Origin of the sequence: Streptococcus suis, assembly GCF_017601095.1 — a bacterium.
Lineage (GTDB): Bacteria > Bacillota > Bacilli > Lactobacillales > Streptococcaceae > Streptococcus > Streptococcus suis_Z.
The window spans coordinates 40,093-57,763 of record NZ_JAGFUX010000003.1 but is presented as its reverse complement, the minus strand read 5'-3'; the positions used below and the strand labels follow the sequence as shown (position 1 = coordinate 57,763).

Below are 17,671 nucleotides of genomic sequence, written 5' to 3'. Positions count from 1 at the left end.
TTATGCAAGTAAATCGATTATTTCAATACAATACACTCGGTGCCTTGATGGCTGGACTGTATGGCGGATCCTTGACGGTTAGCGAATTGTTGGAGCATGGTGACTTGGGTTTGGGAACCCTGGATTCCATTGACGGCGAGCTGATTGTCTTGGATGGCAAGGCCTATCAGGCCAAGGGAGCAGGAGAGAAACCAGAAGTGGTGGAGGTTCCTGCTGATATGAAGGTTCCCTATGCAGCAGTCATTTTCCATGAGGCTGAAGTTATATTTAAGCAACGCTTTGAAATGACCAGTGATGAATTACACCAGCGGATTGAATCCTATTACGATGGCGAAAATCTTTTTCGTTCTATCAAAATCAAAGGGACGTTTTCAAAGATGCATGTCCGTATGATTCCTAAATCGGCTTCTGATGTTCGATTTGCGGAAGTGGCTAGTCGACAGCCTGAGTATACCGCTGAGAATATTTCAGGTACCATTGTGGGTATTTGGACACCAGAAATTTTTCACGGTGTTAGTGTGGCTGGCTATCATTTGCATTTTATTTCGGATGATTTGACCTTTGGTGGTCATGTCATGGACTATGTAATTTCAGAAGGCTTTGTGGAAGTTGGGGCTGTTGACCAGCTGGACCAACGCTTTCCTGTCCAAGACCGCAACTACCTCTTTGCCAAATTCAACGCCAAAGAAGTCAGAGAAGACATTGAGAAGGCGGAGTAAGTTCATTATCAAGTTGAAAAAACAATGTTATTGTGGTAAAATACATAAAAAAGATAAGGGGAATTGACATGTCTAAAAAGTTGATTGGTAAGGCTGTAAAAGGTGTTGCAATATCAGTTGCTGCCCAGGTAGGAGCAGATTTGGTAAAAGGAGTTGCGCCAGCAGTTGAAAAAGCAATTGATGCTAAAATCAGCCATAATAAAACGTTAATTCAATTGCCAAATGTTCGTCGATTGAATGTTTATGAAGCCAAAGAAGTATTGGAAGCCAAAGGTTTTGTTGTCTTAACAATGCTAGTGAAGGCAGATAAAAAATATTTAGAGTATAGTGATGATTCGGTAGTTGCAATGAATCCAAAACCAGGAAAATATGAATCAGGAACCTTGGTGAAACTTTCTTATGTCGATCATGATGTCTTAGAAAAGGCTCAGGAAATAAGAGTGCGTGAGAAACAAAAGCAAGAAGAGTTTCAAAAAGAGGTTGGTAGACGTATCGATAATTTTGGTAAGGAAGTCGGTAAACATGCAAATAACCTAAATAAAGAAGTTGGTAAGAATGTAGGTAATCTAGCCAAGTTTGTTGCAAAACCATTTGGGAAAAAAGAAAAATAGGCAGTGTTTTCTTTGAATAATTCAAAAAATCCATGAACTAGATTTTCATGGATTTTATTTTGTCTTCAGTTGGGGTGACACGGAGGGTTTTCTGACCGCGGTAGGTCACAAAACCTGGCTTGCCACCTGTTGGTTTATGGAGTTTTCTGGCTTCAATCATATCAACTTGAACCAAGTTAGAATGCCTTGCCTTGGAGAAATAGGCGGCCAACTCCGCTGCATCGGTCTTGACCTCGTCGCTTGGGTCCAAGTTATCTGTGATGACCACATGGCTACCTGGAATGTCTTTGGCATGGAACCAGAGTTCGCCTTTCTTGGCCATTTTGAAGGTCAACTCATCATTTTGCAGGTTATTTTTTCCGACCAAAATAATGGTTTCCCCGTCTGTCGCCAAGTATCGCTCAGGTTTCTGACGCTTATGGATTTTCTCACGATGACGGCGTTTGAGGTAGCCTGTTTCAATCAATTCCTCACGGATTTCATCGATTTCTGCCAGACTAGCCTGTCCCAGCATGGTATCAACAGACTCCAGATAGATAATGGTCGCCTTTGTTTCCTCGATCAAGCTGGTCAGATGCTTGACCGCCTCCTTGAGTTTCTGGTACTTTTTGAAATAACGTTGGGCATTCTGGCTAGGAGTAAGAGCCACGTCCAACTCAATCTCCAACTCCTCGCCCGTATAGTAGTTGTCTAAGGTCACACTAGCCTGGTCGTTGGGTACCTGATGCAGATAGGTGGTCAAGAGCTCGCCCTTCTGTCGCACCAATTCCGCACCTTCCGTATCCGCCAATTCCTGCTCCTGTTTGACCAACTTTTTGCGATTTTTCTCCAGCTCACTGGCCACCCGCTTGATCAGCTCATTGGCCTGCTGGGCCACCCGGTCCCGCTCCGCCTTGTCCTGATAGTAGAAGTCCAGCAGACTGCTCAGGCTCTCAAATTGTAGCTGGTTTTCAGGGCTATTGGCAAATGGCAGAGCAGCATAGGATTTGTCCGTTAGGCTAGGCTGTGTAGCCTGGTCAAAAAAGGCACGAAAGTTCTTGAGGCGGTCTGTCTGTAAGTGACTGGCCAGTTCAGAAGCTGTATCCCGACCCAAACCTTGAAAGGCCTGTTGGAGATTTTTCGGACTCAGTTCCTGAGTCGATAAGATTTCAAACAATTTCTCGTCAGACACTGTATAAGGATTGAGAGAATGCGTCTCCGGTGGACGAATGTAGGTGGAACCTGGCAAGATGGTTCGGTAGGAATTTTGCGAGAAACCAACGTGCTTGATAGCCTCAATAATTTTCTGTTCAGACTTATCCACCAAGATGATATTGCTGTGCTTGCCCATGATTTCCACCATCAAGGTAGCTTGGATATGGTCGCCAATCTCGTCCTTGTTGGACACCGAAAATTCTAAGATGCGGTCATTGTCCAACTGACGAATCTCCTCGATAATGGCTCCCTGCAAGTATTTCCGTAAAATCATGGTAAAGGTATTGGGCACTTTGGGATTGGTAAAGTTCGACTGGGTCAGCTGAACCCGCCCAAAAACGGAATGTGCAGATAAGAGCAATTTATGGCTCTGACGGTTGCTGCGAATGTTGAGGACAATTTCCTGCTCAAAAGGCTGGTTGATTTTCTGAATCCGCCCACCTTCTAAATTGGCTTTTAACTCAGCCGTCATGTGATGTAAAAAAAATCCGTCAAAAGACATGGTATTCCTCTTTCTAACTGGTCTAACTCTGTCTAGTATATCATACTTCGGTGATTTTTTGATGAGAGTGATAAAGTAGGTGGGAGAAAAATTTTCAGAAAATTACGGCAAAAGTGTTGACAAAGACTGTTGGATACCGTATAATCATCTGTAATCAGAAGAAGTAGTAAAGCAGAAGTCTTCAGGGAGCCTGTGGTGCTGAGAACGGGTGGCGGAGTTTTATGAAATGGGCTGATGTGTAGAATTGTCTGTCTTCAGACTTAGGTGCACAAACGATTGATTGGCATAACATACTTTGCGTAGACTGTTTTGGTTGAGTACGAGGCAGGTCGACGCAGCTTATACTGGCGGTATAGCAAGGAGAGCTAACAAAGTACTCAGCCAAAACAGTCACGTAAATGAACTTAAAACAATGATAGTTCGGTCCGCACACCTTACAGTGCAACTCCTTGTTAGAGGAGACGAGATATGGGAGAATTCTAGACAATTCCCATAAGTGAGGTGGCACCGTGTCATTGACGCCCTCGCAGGTTTTTCCTGCGGGGGCTTTTTTATCTAAACGAGGTAATCATGATGAAACGATGGCGTAGCAAAAAATAGATCAGTTGACAGTAGCAGATTAGTTTTTGAAAAAGAAAGTAGGAAAGAATATGAAAAATAAAACATTATTAAGTGTTGTTACAGCCTTAGTTGTCTTGGTCGTTGGTGCCTTTTTCTTTAATAAACAGGAAGATACAAGCACTAGTACAGAAGACAAAGAAAGGGTAAAAGTCGGAGTTCTCCAATATGTAACCCATGATTCCCTAGACGAGATTTACAAGGGGATTCAGGCAGGTCTTAAAGAAGGTGGCTATGAAGAAGATGTCAATCTTGAAATCGACTTTATGAACGCAGAAGCAGACCAGTCTCAAGTTCAGACCATGAGTAAGAAGCTAGTTGATAATGGCAATGACCTCTTGATTGGGATTGCCACACCAGCTGCCCAAGGTTTAGCAAACGCAACGACAGAATTGCCAATCATCATGGGAGCTGTCACAGACCCAGTCGGTGCCAACTTGGTAACAGACTTGAACAATCCTGGTGGCAACATCACCGGTGTATCAGACCAAACGCCAGTAGCAGATGAGATTGAGCTGATCAAGGCTATTACACCAGATGCCAAAACAATCGGTGTTCTCTACTCTTCAAACGAAGATAATTCCAAATCACAAGTTGCTGAATTCAAAACAGCAGCAGAGGCAGCTGGCTACACCGTCATTGAATACGCAGTGCCTTCTTCAAACGAAATCGCCTCAACAGTAGAAGTCGCAACTAGCAAGGTAGATGTGCTTTTCACGCCAGTTGATAATACGATCGCCTCAGCCTTCTCTACTGTCGTATCCGTTGCCAATAAGACAAAAACGCCTGTTTATACCAGCGTAGAAGACATGGTAGAAGGTGGCGGTATCGCCTCTGTGACCCTCGACCAGTACGAACTCGGTGTTGCAACAGGTAAAATGGCTGCGAAAATCCTTGACGGTGCTGACCCAGCGGCAACTCCAGTTGAAATCTTCAACCAAGGCAGCGTCGTTGTCAACCAAAAAGTAGCAGATGAACTGGGCTTGACCATTCCAGCAGACATCTTGGAATCCGCTAGCCGTGTCATCGAGTAATCTTAGAAATGAGAGTCTAGTATGCTTGTATCCACTATCTCTCAGGCTCTGCTCTGGGCAATCCTGAGTCTTGGAATCTTTATGACCTTCCGTATCCTCAATTTTCCAGATATGACGACGGAAGGCTCCTTTCCCTTGGGAGCAGCCGTGGCTGTCACCCTCCTGACCCAAGGAGTACACCCTGTGTTAGCAACAGGAGCAGCTGTCTTGGCGGGTTGCCTTGCCGGTCTGGTGACGGGACTTCTCTACACAAAGGGGAAAATCCCGACTATTCTAGCAGGAATCTTGGTCATGTCCTCCTGTCACTCTGTCATGCTCTTTATCATGGGACGGGCAAACTTAGGTCTTCTCAACACGACGACCCTTCAGGACCTCCTGCCCTTCTCAGACACGCTCAACCAGCTCGTCTTGGGCTTGGTGGCGGTCATTCTAGTCATTCTGGCCTTGCTCTTTTTCCTCTATACTCGCTTGGGCCAGGCCTACATCGCCACAGGGGACAATCCAGATATGGCACGCAGTTTTGGTATCAACACCAGCCGCATGGAGCTTATGGGCTTGGTTCTTTCCAACGGGCTTATCGCCCTAGCAGGAGCCCTCATCGCCCAGCAGGAAGGCTATGCCGACGTATCACGCGGTATCGGAGTCATCGTCGTTGGCTTGGCTAGCCTCATTATCGGAGAGGTATTATTTGATAATTTGACAATGGCAGAGCGGTTTATCGCGATTGTCGTGGGAGCGATTTTCTATCAGTTCTTGATTTTGGGAGTGATTTCCCTGGGAATCAATACCAGCTATCTCCGTATCTTCTCAGCTATCATCCTGGCTATCTGCCTCATGGTACCTGAGTTGAAAAATAAACTATTGAAAGGAGCCAGCCTGACCAAATGAATGCAATCGTAGAATTAAAAAACGCCACTGTCGTGGTCAACAATGGTCTGGATCAGGAACGGGTTATCCTAGATGATGTCAGCCTGACCATTTACCAGCATGATTTTATCACCATACTGGGTGGAAATGGGGCTGGCAAATCTACTCTCTTCAATGTTATTGCAGGGACCTTGTCCTTGACCAAGGGAAGCATTTCCATTCTAGGAGAAGATGTGACCAGGTGGCCTGCAGAAAAACGGGCTAAGTACCTGGCCCGTGTCTTCCAAGATCCCAAAATGGGTACTGCTCCGCGGATGACAGTTGCTGAAAACCTGCTCATCGCCAAGTACCGTGGTCAGTCACGTGGCTTGATCCCACGCCAGTTGCCCCAACACCTAGAAGACTTTGAGGCAACGCTGACCCTGATTGGCAATGGTCTGGAGAAGCACCTGACCACGCCAGCCGGTCTCTTGTCAGGGGGGCAGCGTCAGGCATTGAGTCTCTTAATGGCAACCCTCAAGCAGCCAGAGCTTTTGCTCTTGGACGAGCATACGGCGGCTCTTGATCCCAAGACCAGCCAGTCTCTGATGGATTTGACTGATAATCTCATTGCCCAGCAAGAGCTGACGGCCCTCATGGTCACGCACCAGATGGAAGACGCCCTGCGTTATGGCAATCGCTTGATTGTCATGAAGGACGGCAAGATTGTCAAGGACTTGACCAAGGACCAGAAGGCTGAGATGCAGCTGGAAGATTATTATCGATTATTTGAATGAGGTTGAAAACCTCATTTTTCTTGTCAAGATAAATGTGCTATGTTATACTGGTTTCAGGAGTTTGCCTATGAAATCAAGAATTATCTCTTATTGTTGTTTGTTATTGCTCTCCTTGCCCCTGCTGTTTGGCTGTCAATCTGAGACGGTCGAAATCAAGCGGGTGCCTATGGAGACCTCGGAAATCTTTAGCCAGAAGGAAATTGATCAGGCCATTGAAACTACCATTGACTATGTAGACCGGCAGTTTGACTATTGCCAGTTGATTAGTTTAGGTTATGCAGGGGATGATGAGGACTGGTTTGATTCATGGGCTGAAGAGTATGGAGCTGACCAAGTCATTATTTTAACTTCCAGTTTTCGGGTGGATGAAGATGCCACACAGACAGGTTTTGAGCCGGGTGCGACGCATACGGGTTGGCACTGGATTCTGACACGGAAGGGTTCAGGGAAATGGACCGTCTCAGGCTATGGCTACTAATATGTGAAAATGAAAACTCTCTTTGCAGAGTTTTTTGTATTTTCTTATGAAAAGTTGTATAATATAGAAGATAGGCCCATGTGCCAGACTGTAATTCGACTTGGGATTCCCAAGGACCGTTGGTAAGAAAATAAACATCATAGGAGAAACCATGAGTGATATAAAAATTATGGCTTTGGGTGGTGTGAGGGAAAATGGAAAAAACCTCTACATTGCCGAAGTGAAGAACAGTATCTTTATCTTAGATGCGGGTGCTAAATACCCTGAAAATGAGCAGTTGGGTGTGGATGTCATTGTCCCAAACTTTGACTACCTAGTAGAAAATAAGGACCGGGTTGCTGGTGTCTTCTTGTCCCATGGACATGCGGATGCGATTGGTGCACTTCCTTATTTGCTGGAAAATGTGAAAGTGCCTGTCTTCGGTTCCCATTTAACCATTGAATTGGCCAAATTAGTGGTTAAAACCAACAATGCGACTAAGAAATTTAAAGATTTCCATATTATTAACGCTGACACAGAAATCGATTTTGGAGATTCTGTCGTGTCCTTCTTTAAGACTACTCACTCCATTCCTGAAAGTTTGGGAATCGTAATCAAAACGGAAGAAGGCAACATCGTCTATACTGGTGATTTCAAGTTTGACCAGGCTGCTGATCCATTTTATCAGACGGATTTTGGACGTTTGGCTGAAATTGGTCGTGAGGGAGTTCTGGCGCTTCTGTCTGACTCTGCCAATGCCGATTCCAATGTGCAGGTGGCTAGCGGCCATGAGGTCGGCGAGGAAATCCTTGATACTATTGCGGACTGGGAAGGGCGGGTCATCGTTGCGGCAGTTGCCAGCAACATTATCCGTATCCAGCAGATTTTTGACGCAGCAGAAGCGACAGGCCGTCGCGTAGTCTTGACTGGTCATGACGTGGAAAATATCGTCCGTACAGCCTTGCAGCTCAAGAAGCTCCGCTTGGTCAATGAAAAAATCCTGGTCAAACCAAAGGACATGGGCAAGTACGAGGACCACGAGCTGATTATCTTGGAGACGGGGCGGATGGGTGAGCCACTCAATGGCTTGCGGAAGATGTCGATTGGCCGTCACCGCTATGTAGAAATTAAGGATGGTGATTTGGTCTATATCGTGACGACACCAAGTATTTCCAAGGAAGCTGTTGTAGCACGTGTGGAAAACATGATCTATCAGGCGGGCGGTATCGTCAAGTCCATTACCAAAAACCTGCGTGTGTCGGGTCATGGAAATGCCCGCGACCTCCAGCTCATGCTCAATATCCTCAAGCCCAAATACCTCTTCCCTGTCCAAGGGGAGTACCGTCAGCTAGATGCTCATGCTAAAGCTGCGCTTGAGATTGGCATGTACCCAGAAAATATCATCATCGTCAAACGTGGGGATGTCATGGCTTTTGAAGAAGGAGACTTTGTCCACAGCGGATCCGTTCCAGCGGGCGATGTCATGATTGACGGAAATGCGATCGGTGATGTGGGCAATATCGTCTTGCGTGACCGGAAGATTTTGTCAGAGGACGGCATTTTCATCGTGGCTTTGACCGTCAACCGTCGTGAGAAGAAGATTATTTCCAAGGCTAAAGTCAATACCAGAGGCTTTGTCTATGTGAAGAAAAGCAAGGATATCTTGCGTGAATCAGCTGATTTGGTCAATGCTAGCGTGGAAAATTATTTCACTAAGGACAGCTTTGATTGGGCAGAATTGAAGGCGGCCGTCCGTGATGACCTGGCCAAATACCTCTTCGATCAAACCAAGCGTCGTCCAGCTATCCTTCCGGTTATCATGGAAGTTCGCTAGTTTTTAGGTAAATATAGTATAGAGGCCGGGTTTTCCTGGCCTTTCTCAAAAGAAAAGGAGTTTTGCTGATGGCAATCATGCGTATCGAATACCATTCAGAAGTTTTGGACATGAGCCGCCAGGTCAATGTTCTCTATCCTGATCGCAACCGTGTGGACAATCCAGATGATACTGACATTCCTGTCCTCTATCTTCTACATGGGATGGGTGGCAATCAGGATTCCTGGCTCAATCGCTCGACCATAGAACGATTGGTACGCTATACCAATCTCATCGTAGTTATGGTCAATACGGACAAGGGCTGGTACACCAATACCAGCTACGGTATGAATTACTACGATGCCATTGCTATTGAACTACCGCAGATTCTCAAACGCTTCTTCCCAAATATGTCCAGCAAGCGGGAGAAGACTTTCATCGCAGGTCTGTCTATGGGTGGCTATGGTGCTTTCAAGCTGGCCCTTTCGACCAATCGTTTTTCTTACGCAGCTTCCTTATCAGGTGCCTTGTATTTTGATTTTGACAATCCAGCTTCGGCTGAACTGGGCAGTCCTGCTTACTGGCAGGGTGTCTTCGGTGATTTGTCTAATGAAGCGACCAATCCAAACAGCCTGCGAAATATTGCCAAATTGTCAGATAAAAAAACCAAGCTCTACGCTTGGTGTGGGGAAGAAGATTTTCTCTATAAAGGGCATCAACTGGCAGTCGCTGCTTTGACCGAGGCGGGCTTTGACCTGGAAGCTAGTCATGGACCAGGCAAGCACGAGTGGTATTACTGGAATCAGCAGATTGAAAAGGTCTTAGCCTGGTTGCCAATTGATTTTGAATTGGAAGAAAGATTGTCCTGATTTAAGAAAAGTTTCAGAAAAGATTGCTAAACTGTCTCCTAATACGCAAGATTGGGGAGTTGTTTATGCCTTTGATAAAAGGAATCGTTCGATTTACTTGGACCACGATTTGGTCGTTTATTTGGTTAACTATTGTGGTGGGGCTATGCCTTGTCGGACTCTTGTTTTATGTAGAGGGACAGGCAGCACCTCAAGTGCTTCAAAGTATTGTGGCTCAAGCCAAGGAAGTTGTGACAGGTCAGGTTGCAATCGATTTGTCATCTGGTTTAGATACCATTACTCATTTGGCGACAGATCAGGTCAATGAATCGGCTTCTAGCCGTTGGGAAACCAATGCAGCTACGGTCTATATCGACACGACTGGTCCTACTTTTGTGGAGGCTTATCAAACAGCCATTGCCAACTGGAATGCCACAGGTGCCTTTACATTTACCTTGGTTGATAATGCCAGTCAGGCGGATATTATTGCGACAGAGATGAACGATTCAACCAGTCGAGCAGCGGGAGAAGCAGAATCGACGACCAATCTTTTAACCAATTATTTGGATTCTGTAAAGGTAAAGTTAAATGCCTATTACCTTTATAATCCAGAATATGCCTATGATTTTGATCGGATTGTCCACACGGCAGAGCACGAGTTGGGGCACGCCATTGGCTTGTCACACGATGATAGCCAAGAATCGGTCATGGAATCTGCAGGATCCTATAACGGTATTCAGGAAACGGATATCCAAGCAGTATTAACACTTTACGGATTAAATTAGAAGGAAAAGACATGTTGCGTTCACTTATTTCAACCATTAAACGGTATCCAGAGCAAGCTCTTCTCTTCATCTACAATGCAGGGATTTTTGCCTGGTTGCAAACCACCAGCCATACCATTATGGAGCAGATCGGTCTGGATAGTTCTTGGGCGGATAAAATTCCAGCCCCTCTTAAGGCTCTTACAGGTGCTAGTATTGGTGCCATGCAAGAATTGCTTTCATCATCAGCCTGGGGTTGGTTGATTATCTCCATGATTCTGATGTTGATTGTTCACTTTGTAAAAGGCTTGATTAAATTTATTTTGACCCTTGCCATTATTCTTGGGGGTCTCTATCTCTTCTGGCAAAACAAAGAATTGCTCCAGGGCTTGGTTTAATGGTGCTTTGTACAATCTTATCCACTTGGTAGATAAGATTTTTTCTTTGCTACAAGCGGGTTTGATTTGGCATATTTCCTTCCTCCAGCCTTACAATTTATGGTACAATATTGCTATGATTATTCTAAGCGGAAACAAGATTGAACGCTCTTTTGCGGGCGAAGTTTTATTTAACAATATCAACATTCAAGTCGATGAGCGGGATCGGATTGCCCTTGTCGGAAAAAATGGTGCTGGTAAGTCCACCTTGCTTAAAATTCTTGTCGGAGAAGAAGCAGCGACCAGCGGTGACATTTCAACCAAGCGTGATTTGTCCCTTTCTTACCTGGCACAGGACAGCCGTTTTCAGTCTGAAAACACCATTTATGACGAAATGCTCCATGTCTTTGACGATTTGCGGACGACGGAAAAACGCCTGCGGACCATGGAAGAGCAGATGGGTAGACTATCTGGAAGTGAACTCGACCAGCTTATGAAGACCTATGATAGTCTGTCGGAGGAATTTCGTCTGGCAGGTGGTTTTAGTTATGAGGCAGACATTCGTGCCATTTTGAATGGTTTCAAGTTTGACCAGACCATGTGGGACATGAAAATCTCCGAACTCTCCGGCGGTCAAAATACCCGACTTGCACTGGCCAAAATGCTTCTTGAAAGCCCAGAACTCTTGGTCCTGGATGAGCCAACCAACCACCTGGACATTGACACGATTGCTTGGTTGGAAAATTATCTGGTTCACTACAAGGGAGCCTTGATTATTGTCAGCCATGATCGCTATTTCTTGGACAAGGTGGCGACACTGACACTGGATTTGACCAAGCATTCCTTGGATCGCTATGTGGGTAATTATTCTCAGTTTGTTGAGCTCAAAGAGCAGAAGTTACAGACTGAGTTGCAGAACTATGAAAAGCAACAGAAGGAAATTGCCAAGTTAGAAGACTTTGTCCAGAAAAATATTGTCCGTGCTTCGACCACCAAGCGTGCCCAGGCTAGACGCAAGCAGTTGGAAAAGATGGAGCGACTGGACAAGCCAACAACTGGTCAGAAGTCTGCCAACATGACTTTCCGGTCGGACAAGACTTCTGGCAATATCGTTTTGACAGTGGAAAATGCTGCGGTGGGTTACGATGGAGATATCCTTTCTCAGCCTATTTCCATTGACCAAAGAAAACTGGATGCCATTGCCATTGTCGGTCCGAATGGAATCGGAAAAACTACCCTACTCAAGTCCATCATCGGAGCTCTGCCATTTATCAAAGGGGAAGCTAAGCTCGGTGCCAATGTGGAAGTGGGCTACTACGACCAGACCCAGTCTGCCCTGACGCCTTCCAACACAGTCTTGGAGGAGCTCTGGTCCGCCTTTCCAACTACGCCTGAAGTGGAAATCCGCAACCGCCTTGGAGCCTTCCTCTTCTCAGGAGATGATGTCAAAAAGTCCGTTTCCATGCTATCGGGTGGGGAAAAAGCCCGCCTACTCCTGGCCAAGCTATCCATGGAAAATAACAACTTCCTCATCCTCGACGAGCCGACCAACCACCTGGACATCGACAGCAAGGAAGTCCTAGAAAATGCCCTCATCGACTTTGACGGCACCCTGCTCTTTGTCAGCCACGACCGCTATTTCATCAACCGCGTCGCCACCAAGGTCCTGGAAATCTCGGAAACTGGCTCCACGCTCTACTTGGGCGACTATGACTATTATCTGGAGAAAAAGGCAGAGCAGGAAGCAGAAGCCCAGCCTGACCAGCTAGAAAGTACTAGCCAATCAGCCGGAGCCATGGACTACCAAGCCCAAAAGGAAAACCAAAAAGAGCAACGCAAACTGGCCCGCCGCATCGAGCAAATCGAGGCAGAAATTGAGACCATCGAAAACCGCCTAAGCGAGCTCAACCAAGCCATGCTAGAAACCAACGACATCGGCCAGCTAACCGATTATCAGAAAGAAATCGACCAACTGGCCAGCCAGCAAGAAAGCCTTATGGAAGAATGGGAAGCATTATCTGAGCAATTAGGTTAGGTTGACAGCAAGTTGACAAGAGGCTAAAATCCTTGATAGAACAAGCTTGCACGCCATTCTTTCGGAGTTAGCAAGACCACCTTTCGCTAAAAAGTCCAGAGCAAGCCCGCCTTTCTTGGCAAACATCGACCGACAAGCTAAGATAAGTATAGAGATTAGCATCACTTCTCGAAGGTGGTGTCAACATCTCAGCGCAGTGGTTGATTGGCAGATTTGTTCGTGTTGCACACTTCAAATCTGGCCTAATCAACTGTGCGGGGGCGGGACGACGAACTCTTTTTCATTTTTCGAGTTCTGTCCCGCTCCCTGAAAGGAGAAAGAAATGAACTTTGGACAGCAAATCAAGGACTTACGTAAGAAGGAAGGATTGACTCAGGAACAGTTTGCCCTCAAACTCAATGTGACCAGGCAGGCCGTTTCCAACTGGGAAAATGACAAAAACCTACCTGATTTGGAGCTCTTGATTCTCATGTCCTCTGTCTTTTCGATCTCCTTAGATCAACTTATCTTAGGAGGAACTGACATGAACAACATGACAGAAAAACTAGTCAAGGACGGTCGTGAAGGCCGCCGTACCCAGATGCACCTGACCATTACCATTATTGGTAGTTTTCTCATGCTTATCGGCTTCGTCTGCTTTGTCATCAAGGCAAACTCGGTCGAGTATATTGATGCCGAGGGCATTCTGCATGAGAATTTTTATCTCGTTCCAGTCGGCTACTTGCTGGTCTTTACAGGAGCCATTGCCACGCTCCTATCAGGACTAGCCCTGCACCACTTTAGAAAAGAAAATACTTAACATGACCAAACACCCACGTTTTAGCAATAGCGACCAATTTTTCGCCTGTCCACATTGTGGGCAGGCTCTTGGTCTTGACCAGAGCAGTCTTCGCTGTCCCAACCGCCACACCTTCGACATCGCCAAGCAGGGCTACGTCAACCTGGCACCCCAAGTCAAGCAGTCCGCCAACTACCACAAGTCTAGCTTTGAAAACCGCCAGGCCTTTTTAGAGGCAGGCTATTACGACCATCTCTATGAAGCTTTGGAGGGGAAAATAGCAGAGCTGGGCTTGCGGTCTGTCTTGGACATCGGCTGTGGAGAGGGTTTTTATTCCCGTAAGTTAGCCGAGAAAATGGACTTGGACATTCTTGCTTTTGATATTTCCAAGGACTCCATTCTCTTGGCAGCCAAATCTGACAGGACCAAGTCGGTCAAATGGTTTGTCGGTGACTTAACCAAGTTACCTATTCAAGACAAGACAATTGACGGCATCTTGGACATCTTTTCCCCAGCTAATTACCAGGAATTTGCCAGAGTGCTGAAAGTTGGTGGGGCTATTCTCAAGCTGGTCCCAGGACCCAATCACCTCAAGGAGCTCCGCCATTTAGCTAAAGACCAACTCCGCAAGGAGTCCTATGATAACCAGGCTATCGTGGACCATTTCAAGTCTTACCTAGGGCAGGTGGAGCAAGTACTGGTCAGTCGGACCTTGCCGATTAGCCTAGAACATGCCCAAGTCTTGGCAGACATGACGCCCCTCTTTTTCCAAGTGGACCAGTCCAAGTTGGACTTGAGCCAGCTGACCGAGATTACGATTGAGGGACTGCTCTTGATTGGAACTATATAAAAAATAAAGAGTGTGTTGATAGTGCATTATCTTAAAATTTTGTATAATAGGAATTGAAGTTAAATTAGATGCTAAAAATTTGTAATTAAGAAGGAGGGATTCGTCATGTTGGTATTCAAAATGCATAATGTAGATAAAACATCTACTGTTTTGAAACAGACTAAAAACAGTGATTACGCAGATAAATAAATACGTTAGATTAATTCCTACCAGTGACTAATCTTATGACTTTTTAAACAGATAACTAAAATTACAAACAAATCATTTAACTTCTGTATTTATTTACAGATGTAATCACTTCAGGAGTGATTACATGAACAAAAATATAAAATATTCTCAAAACTTTTTAACGAGTGAAAAAGTACTCAACCAAATAATAAAACAATTGAATTTAAAAGAAACCGATACCGTTTACGAAATTGGAACAGGTAAAGGGCATTTAACGACGAAACTGGCTAAAATAAGTAAACAGGTAACGTCTATTGAATTAGACAGTCATCTATTCAACTTATCGTCAGAAAAATTAAAACTGAACACTCGTGTCACTTTAATTCACCAAGATATTCTACAGTTTCAATTCCCTAACAAACAGAGGTATAAAATTGTTGGGAATATTCCTTACCATTTAAGCACACAAATTATTAAAAAAGTGGTTTTTGAAAGCCATGCGTCTGACATCTATCTGATTGTTGAAGAAGGATTCTACAAGCGTACCTTGGATATTCACCGAACACTAGGGTTGCTCTTGCACACTCAAGTCTCGATTCAGCAATTGCTTAAGCTGCCAGCGGAATGCTTTCATCCTAAACCAAAAGTAAACAGTGTCTTAATAAAACTTACCCGCCATACCACAGATGTTCCAGATAAATATTGGAAGCTATATACGTACTTTGTTTCAAAATGGGTCAATCGAGAATATCGTCAACTGTTTACTAAAAATCAGTTTCATCAAGCAATGAAACACGCCAAAGTAAACAATTTAAGTACCGTTACTTATGAGCAAGTATTGTCTATTTTTAATAGTTATCTATTATTTAACGGGAGGAAATAATTCTATGAGTCGCTTTTGTAAATTTGGAAAGTTACACGTTACTAAAGGGAATATAAGTTAATAGAAAATAACAAAACCGCCTCTGAATATCAGAAGCGGTTTTGCTTTATTTATCAAATTCTGCCTTGCTTTTCACATCGCCGTATTCTTCAGCGACTTCTTTGCTGAGGATGTCAGTATAGCTGGCAAGTTGGATGTCTTGTCCGTATTTTTTGCGGAGGGCAGTTGTGACCAAGCGGTAGGCTAGGTTGGCATTGCGGGACAGGATTGGTCCGTGGAAGTAGCTGCCGAAGGTGTTTTTGTAGTGCAGGCCTTCGCCACCGTCTTCTTTATTGTTGCCATTGCCATAGACAACCTTGCCCAGCGGTTTTTGGTTGTCAGCTAGGAAGGTACGGCCTTGGTGGTTTTCAAAACCATAGTAGGTTTCGTTGAATTCATCATTGTGAATTTTGATGTCACCGATGTAGCGGTTGTTGGTCTGGTTAAGGGTGTAGTGGTCCATGATACCCAGTCCATCAATCTTGCGGCCGCCAGCTTCGATGTAGTATTGACCGAGCAATTGGAAGCCACCACAGATAGCCAGCATGACACCGTCGTTTTCGATGAAGTCTGCCAAGCTGTCTTTTTTAGTTGGTAAATCTTTTGCAAGAATAGATTGTTCATAGTCCTGTCCACCGCCGAAAAAGGCGATGTCGTAGAAATTTTTATCAAATTCATCTGCCAGTGAAACGATGTCCACCTGAACACGAGCACCGAGCTTTTCAGCCACATACTTGAGCATGAGGATATTGCCGTTGTCACCGTAGGTATTCATCAAATCGCCGTAGAGGTGAGCGATGTGGAGATCATAAGTGTAGTCTTTTTCAGAACTTTTTAATGATGTATAGACCATTATTTCATCTCCTTTCCAACAGCTTGGCGTTGAGCCAGCAAGTCACGGAATTCCAGCATAGCCGTATAGGTTGCGAGGATATAGGCATGCTGACTACTCGATTGCTCAATCAAGGTCATGATATCTTCCAGTTTTGGTGTTTCTGTAATCTGGTCTTCAGGATAGCCAGTCACACGGAGGCGACGGGCGATTTCAGATGAACGAACACCGCCTGCAAAGACTTGTGGAATGTTCATTTGAGTGATTTGTTCAAAGTCAGCGTCCCAAATCCAGCTGGTATCAATTCCGTCAGCGTAGTTGGCATTGAGAAGGACGGACAGGCTAAAATCGTATGGAGCCAGTTTCATCATTTCAATAGCCTGGGTTGCACCGACAGGGTTTTTAATGAGTACCAAGGTACAATCCTTATCACCGAGTTTAAAGGTTTCTTGGCGACCGAAGACTGCCTTGGACTTATCAAAACCTGCCTTGATTTTCTCAGGAGATACGCCGAAAAATTCTGCCACGCTGACAGCTGCTAGGGCATTGTAGATGTTGTAGAGGCCTCCGATGTTGATTTTGTAATCCTGACCGTCAATGGCAAAGGTAGAAGAAGTATTGGTGATTTCTTTTAGTTCGGTCAACTTGTAGTCCAGTTCAGGTCGGCTAAAGCCACAGTTGTTACAGATATAGCTGCCCAAGTTAGCGTAGGTATTGAGCTTGTACTGGATAATCTGGTGGCAATGTGGACAGAGAACACCCTCAGTATTGTAATGAGCCAGACGAGGCTCATGCTCTTCCGTCGCAAAACCATAGTATTTAACTGGATTGACGACTTTCGTTGAGTTGAAAAGCGGACTATCTCCATTGGCCAAAATAGTTGCCTGCGGAGCTTTTGCAGCACCGTCCAAAATCATCTGGTAGGTGGTATAGATTTCACCGTAGCGATCCATCTGGTCACGGAAGATATTGGTAAAGACGATTAAGCTAGGCTTGATAAAGTCGGTCACACGGGCCAGGCTGGCTTCGTCGATTTCCAAGACGGCAATCTTCTTGCCGTTTTTATTTTTCTTGGCAGATAAAAAGGTTGCCGTAATGCCTGTAATCATATTGGCACCGCTGGTGTTAGTTGTGATTTCTCCAAATGCTTCTTGGAGGATACCAACTGTCAGGGCGGTGGTCAGGGTTTTACCGTTGGTACCTGTCACAACAACGACTTCATAATCCTTAGCCAAACTATCTAAAATATGCTTATCGAATTTGAGGGCAATTTTCCCTGGCAGTGTGGTTCCTCGGCCCAGTTTGTTGAGGACAAACTGGCTGGCTTTTCCTGCTGTAATTCCTAGTAATGTATTCAGTTTCATGGGTCTATTTTATCACAAAGATTGGGGATTTTCTAGAATGGAACTTGGAGGCAAGAAATCCCCTTGAAAACAAGTAGGATTAGACAGTTGTCGGGGAATTTATGATATAATAGGACTGATACATGTGAATTGAATTAGAAAG

Annotated in this window: 18 protein-coding genes and 1 pseudogene; 16 read left to right on the top strand and 3 right to left on the bottom strand. The window is 45.0% G+C overall.

The window, feature by feature from the left end; genetic code table 11:
• Positions 1-2: 2 nt before the first annotated feature.
• A complete protein-coding gene (gene budA, locus J5566_RS03160) occupies positions 3-719 on the top strand; it encodes an acetolactate decarboxylase (RefSeq protein WP_208562037.1) in 717 nt (238 codons plus the stop codon).
• A gap of 68 nt (positions 720-787) precedes the next feature.
• Entirely contained in the window at positions 788-1,330 is a 543-nt protein-coding gene (locus tag J5566_RS03155; protein WP_208562036.1) for a PASTA domain-containing protein, read from the top strand.
• 37 nt (positions 1,331-1,367) lie between these two features.
• Here the strand turns inward: J5566_RS03155 and J5566_RS03150 are convergent, their stop codons facing one another.
• Entirely contained in the window at positions 1,368-3,026 is a 1,659-nt protein-coding gene (locus tag J5566_RS03150) for an Rqc2 family fibronectin-binding protein (protein ID WP_208562035.1), read from the bottom strand.
• Positions 3,027-3,676: 650 nt separating this feature from the next.
• Between J5566_RS03150 and trpX the strand changes: the two genes are divergently transcribed.
• From trpX to J5566_RS10785, 14 genes and pseudogenes are all read left to right on the top strand, one after another.
• Positions 3,677-4,678: a tryptophan ABC transporter substrate-binding protein gene (trpX, locus tag J5566_RS03145; protein WP_208562034.1), complete on the top strand. Its 1,002-nt coding sequence runs from the start codon at positions 3,677-3,679 to the stop codon at positions 4,676-4,678.
• A 21-nt stretch (positions 4,679-4,699) separates the two neighbouring features.
• Positions 4,700-5,566, top strand: a complete 867-nt coding sequence (locus J5566_RS03140) for an ABC transporter permease (protein ID WP_208562033.1) — start codon at positions 4,700-4,702, stop codon at positions 5,564-5,566.
• Positions 5,563-6,321 carry an ABC transporter ATP-binding protein gene (locus J5566_RS03135; protein WP_208562032.1) on the top strand — a complete coding sequence of 253 codons (759 nt, stop codon included), beginning with the start codon at positions 5,563-5,565 and terminating at the stop codon, positions 6,319-6,321. The genes J5566_RS03140 and J5566_RS03135 overlap by 4 nt, the downstream gene beginning before the upstream one ends.
• A gap of 67 nt (positions 6,322-6,388) precedes the next feature.
• On the top strand, positions 6,389-6,799 hold the full coding sequence (locus J5566_RS03130) for a hypothetical protein (RefSeq protein ID WP_244228941.1): 411 nt from the start codon (positions 6,389-6,391) through the stop codon (positions 6,797-6,799).
• 151 nt (positions 6,800-6,950) lie between these two features.
• A complete protein-coding gene (locus J5566_RS03125) occupies positions 6,951-8,612 on the top strand; it encodes a ribonuclease J (RefSeq protein ID WP_208562031.1) in 1,662 nt (553 codons plus the stop codon).
• A gap of 68 nt (positions 8,613-8,680) precedes the next feature.
• Positions 8,681-9,460 (top strand): alpha/beta hydrolase, encoded by a 780-nt coding sequence (locus J5566_RS03120; protein ID WP_208562030.1) that lies wholly within the window; start codon positions 8,681-8,683, stop codon positions 9,458-9,460.
• A gap of 65 nt (positions 9,461-9,525) precedes the next feature.
• Entirely contained in the window at positions 9,526-10,224 is a 699-nt protein-coding gene (locus tag J5566_RS03115; RefSeq protein ID WP_208562029.1) for a M57 family metalloprotease, read from the top strand.
• 11 nt (positions 10,225-10,235) lie between these two features.
• Entirely contained in the window at positions 10,236-10,601 is a 366-nt protein-coding gene (locus J5566_RS03110; protein ID WP_208562028.1) for a hypothetical protein, read from the top strand.
• Positions 10,602-10,716: 115 nt separating this feature from the next.
• A complete protein-coding gene (locus J5566_RS03105) occupies positions 10,717-12,615 on the top strand; it encodes an ABC-F family ATP-binding cassette domain-containing protein (protein WP_208562027.1) in 1,899 nt (632 codons plus the stop codon).
• Between the two features lie 322 nt (positions 12,616-12,937).
• Entirely contained in the window at positions 12,938-13,414 is a 477-nt protein-coding gene (locus tag J5566_RS03100; RefSeq protein ID WP_208562026.1) for a DUF3955 domain-containing protein, read from the top strand.
• A gap of 1 nt (position 13,415) precedes the next feature.
• Positions 13,416-14,243, top strand: a complete 828-nt coding sequence (locus J5566_RS03095) for a putative RNA methyltransferase (RefSeq protein WP_208562025.1) — start codon at positions 13,416-13,418, stop codon at positions 14,241-14,243.
• 105 nt (positions 14,244-14,348) lie between these two features.
• A complete protein-coding gene (locus J5566_RS03090; RefSeq protein ID WP_105108100.1) occupies positions 14,349-14,432 on the top strand; it encodes a 23S rRNA methyltransferase attenuation leader peptide in 84 nt (27 codons plus the stop codon).
• 124 nt (positions 14,433-14,556) lie between these two features.
• Positions 14,557-15,294, top strand: coding sequence for a 23S rRNA (adenine(2058)-N(6))-methyltransferase Erm(B) (erm(B), locus tag J5566_RS03085; protein ID WP_002321849.1), 738 nt, complete (start codon positions 14,557-14,559; stop codon positions 15,292-15,294).
• Positions 15,263-15,346: pseudogene (locus tag J5566_RS10785) on the top strand (rRNA adenine methyltransferase); the annotation flags it as partial. The gene erm(B) and the pseudogene J5566_RS10785, both read left to right, overlap by 32 nt.
• Before the next feature lie 54 nt (positions 15,347-15,400).
• On the opposite strand, the gene gatD reads toward J5566_RS10785, so the two are convergent.
• Together gatD and murT are read right to left on the bottom strand one after the other, a co-directional pair.
• Entirely contained in the window at positions 15,401-16,186 is a 786-nt protein-coding gene (gatD, locus tag J5566_RS03075; protein ID WP_208562024.1) for a lipid II isoglutaminyl synthase subunit GatD, read from the bottom strand.
• The gene (gene murT / locus J5566_RS03070; RefSeq protein WP_208562023.1) at positions 16,186-17,529 is read right to left on the bottom strand and encodes a lipid II isoglutaminyl synthase subunit MurT; all 1,344 of its coding nucleotides are present in this window, start codon (positions 17,527-17,529) and stop codon (positions 16,186-16,188) included. Before murT ends, gatD begins: the two co-directional genes overlap by 1 nt.
• Positions 17,530-17,671 lie beyond the last annotated feature (142 nt).

Excerpts from the sequence above, each read along its gene's own strand:
- budA (WP_208562037.1), top strand. The coding sequence starts at position 3 with ATGCAAGTAAATCGATTATTTCAATACAATACACTCGGTGCCTTGATG.
- J5566_RS03155 (WP_208562036.1), top strand. The coding sequence starts at position 788 with ATGTCTAAAAAGTTGATTGGTAAGGCTGTAAAAGGTGTTGCAATATCA.
- J5566_RS03150 (WP_208562035.1), bottom strand. The coding sequence starts at position 3,026 with ATGTCTTTTGACGGATTTTTTTTACATCACATGACGGCTGAGTTAAAA.
- trpX (WP_208562034.1), top strand. The coding sequence starts at position 3,677 with ATGAAAAATAAAACATTATTAAGTGTTGTTACAGCCTTAGTTGTCTTG.
- J5566_RS03140 (WP_208562033.1), top strand. The coding sequence starts at position 4,700 with ATGCTTGTATCCACTATCTCTCAGGCTCTGCTCTGGGCAATCCTGAGT.
- J5566_RS03135 (WP_208562032.1), top strand. The coding sequence starts at position 5,563 with ATGAATGCAATCGTAGAATTAAAAAACGCCACTGTCGTGGTCAACAAT.
- J5566_RS03130 (WP_244228941.1), top strand. The coding sequence starts at position 6,389 with ATGAAATCAAGAATTATCTCTTATTGTTGTTTGTTATTGCTCTCCTTG.
- J5566_RS03125 (WP_208562031.1), top strand. The coding sequence starts at position 6,951 with ATGAGTGATATAAAAATTATGGCTTTGGGTGGTGTGAGGGAAAATGGA.
- J5566_RS03120 (WP_208562030.1), top strand. The coding sequence starts at position 8,681 with ATGGCAATCATGCGTATCGAATACCATTCAGAAGTTTTGGACATGAGC.
- J5566_RS03115 (WP_208562029.1), top strand. The coding sequence starts at position 9,526 with ATGCCTTTGATAAAAGGAATCGTTCGATTTACTTGGACCACGATTTGG.
- J5566_RS03110 (WP_208562028.1), top strand. The coding sequence starts at position 10,236 with ATGTTGCGTTCACTTATTTCAACCATTAAACGGTATCCAGAGCAAGCT.
- J5566_RS03105 (WP_208562027.1), top strand. The coding sequence starts at position 10,717 with ATGATTATTCTAAGCGGAAACAAGATTGAACGCTCTTTTGCGGGCGAA.
- J5566_RS03100 (WP_208562026.1), top strand. The coding sequence starts at position 12,938 with ATGAACTTTGGACAGCAAATCAAGGACTTACGTAAGAAGGAAGGATTG.
- J5566_RS03095 (WP_208562025.1), top strand. The coding sequence starts at position 13,416 with ATGACCAAACACCCACGTTTTAGCAATAGCGACCAATTTTTCGCCTGT.
- J5566_RS03090 (WP_105108100.1), top strand. The coding sequence starts at position 14,349 with ATGTTGGTATTCAAAATGCATAATGTAGATAAAACATCTACTGTTTTG.
- gatD (WP_208562024.1), bottom strand. The coding sequence starts at position 16,186 with ATGGTCTATACATCATTAAAAAGTTCTGAAAAAGACTACACTTATGAT.
- murT (WP_208562023.1), bottom strand. The coding sequence starts at position 17,529 with ATGAAACTGAATACATTACTAGGAATTACAGCAGGAAAAGCCAGCCAG.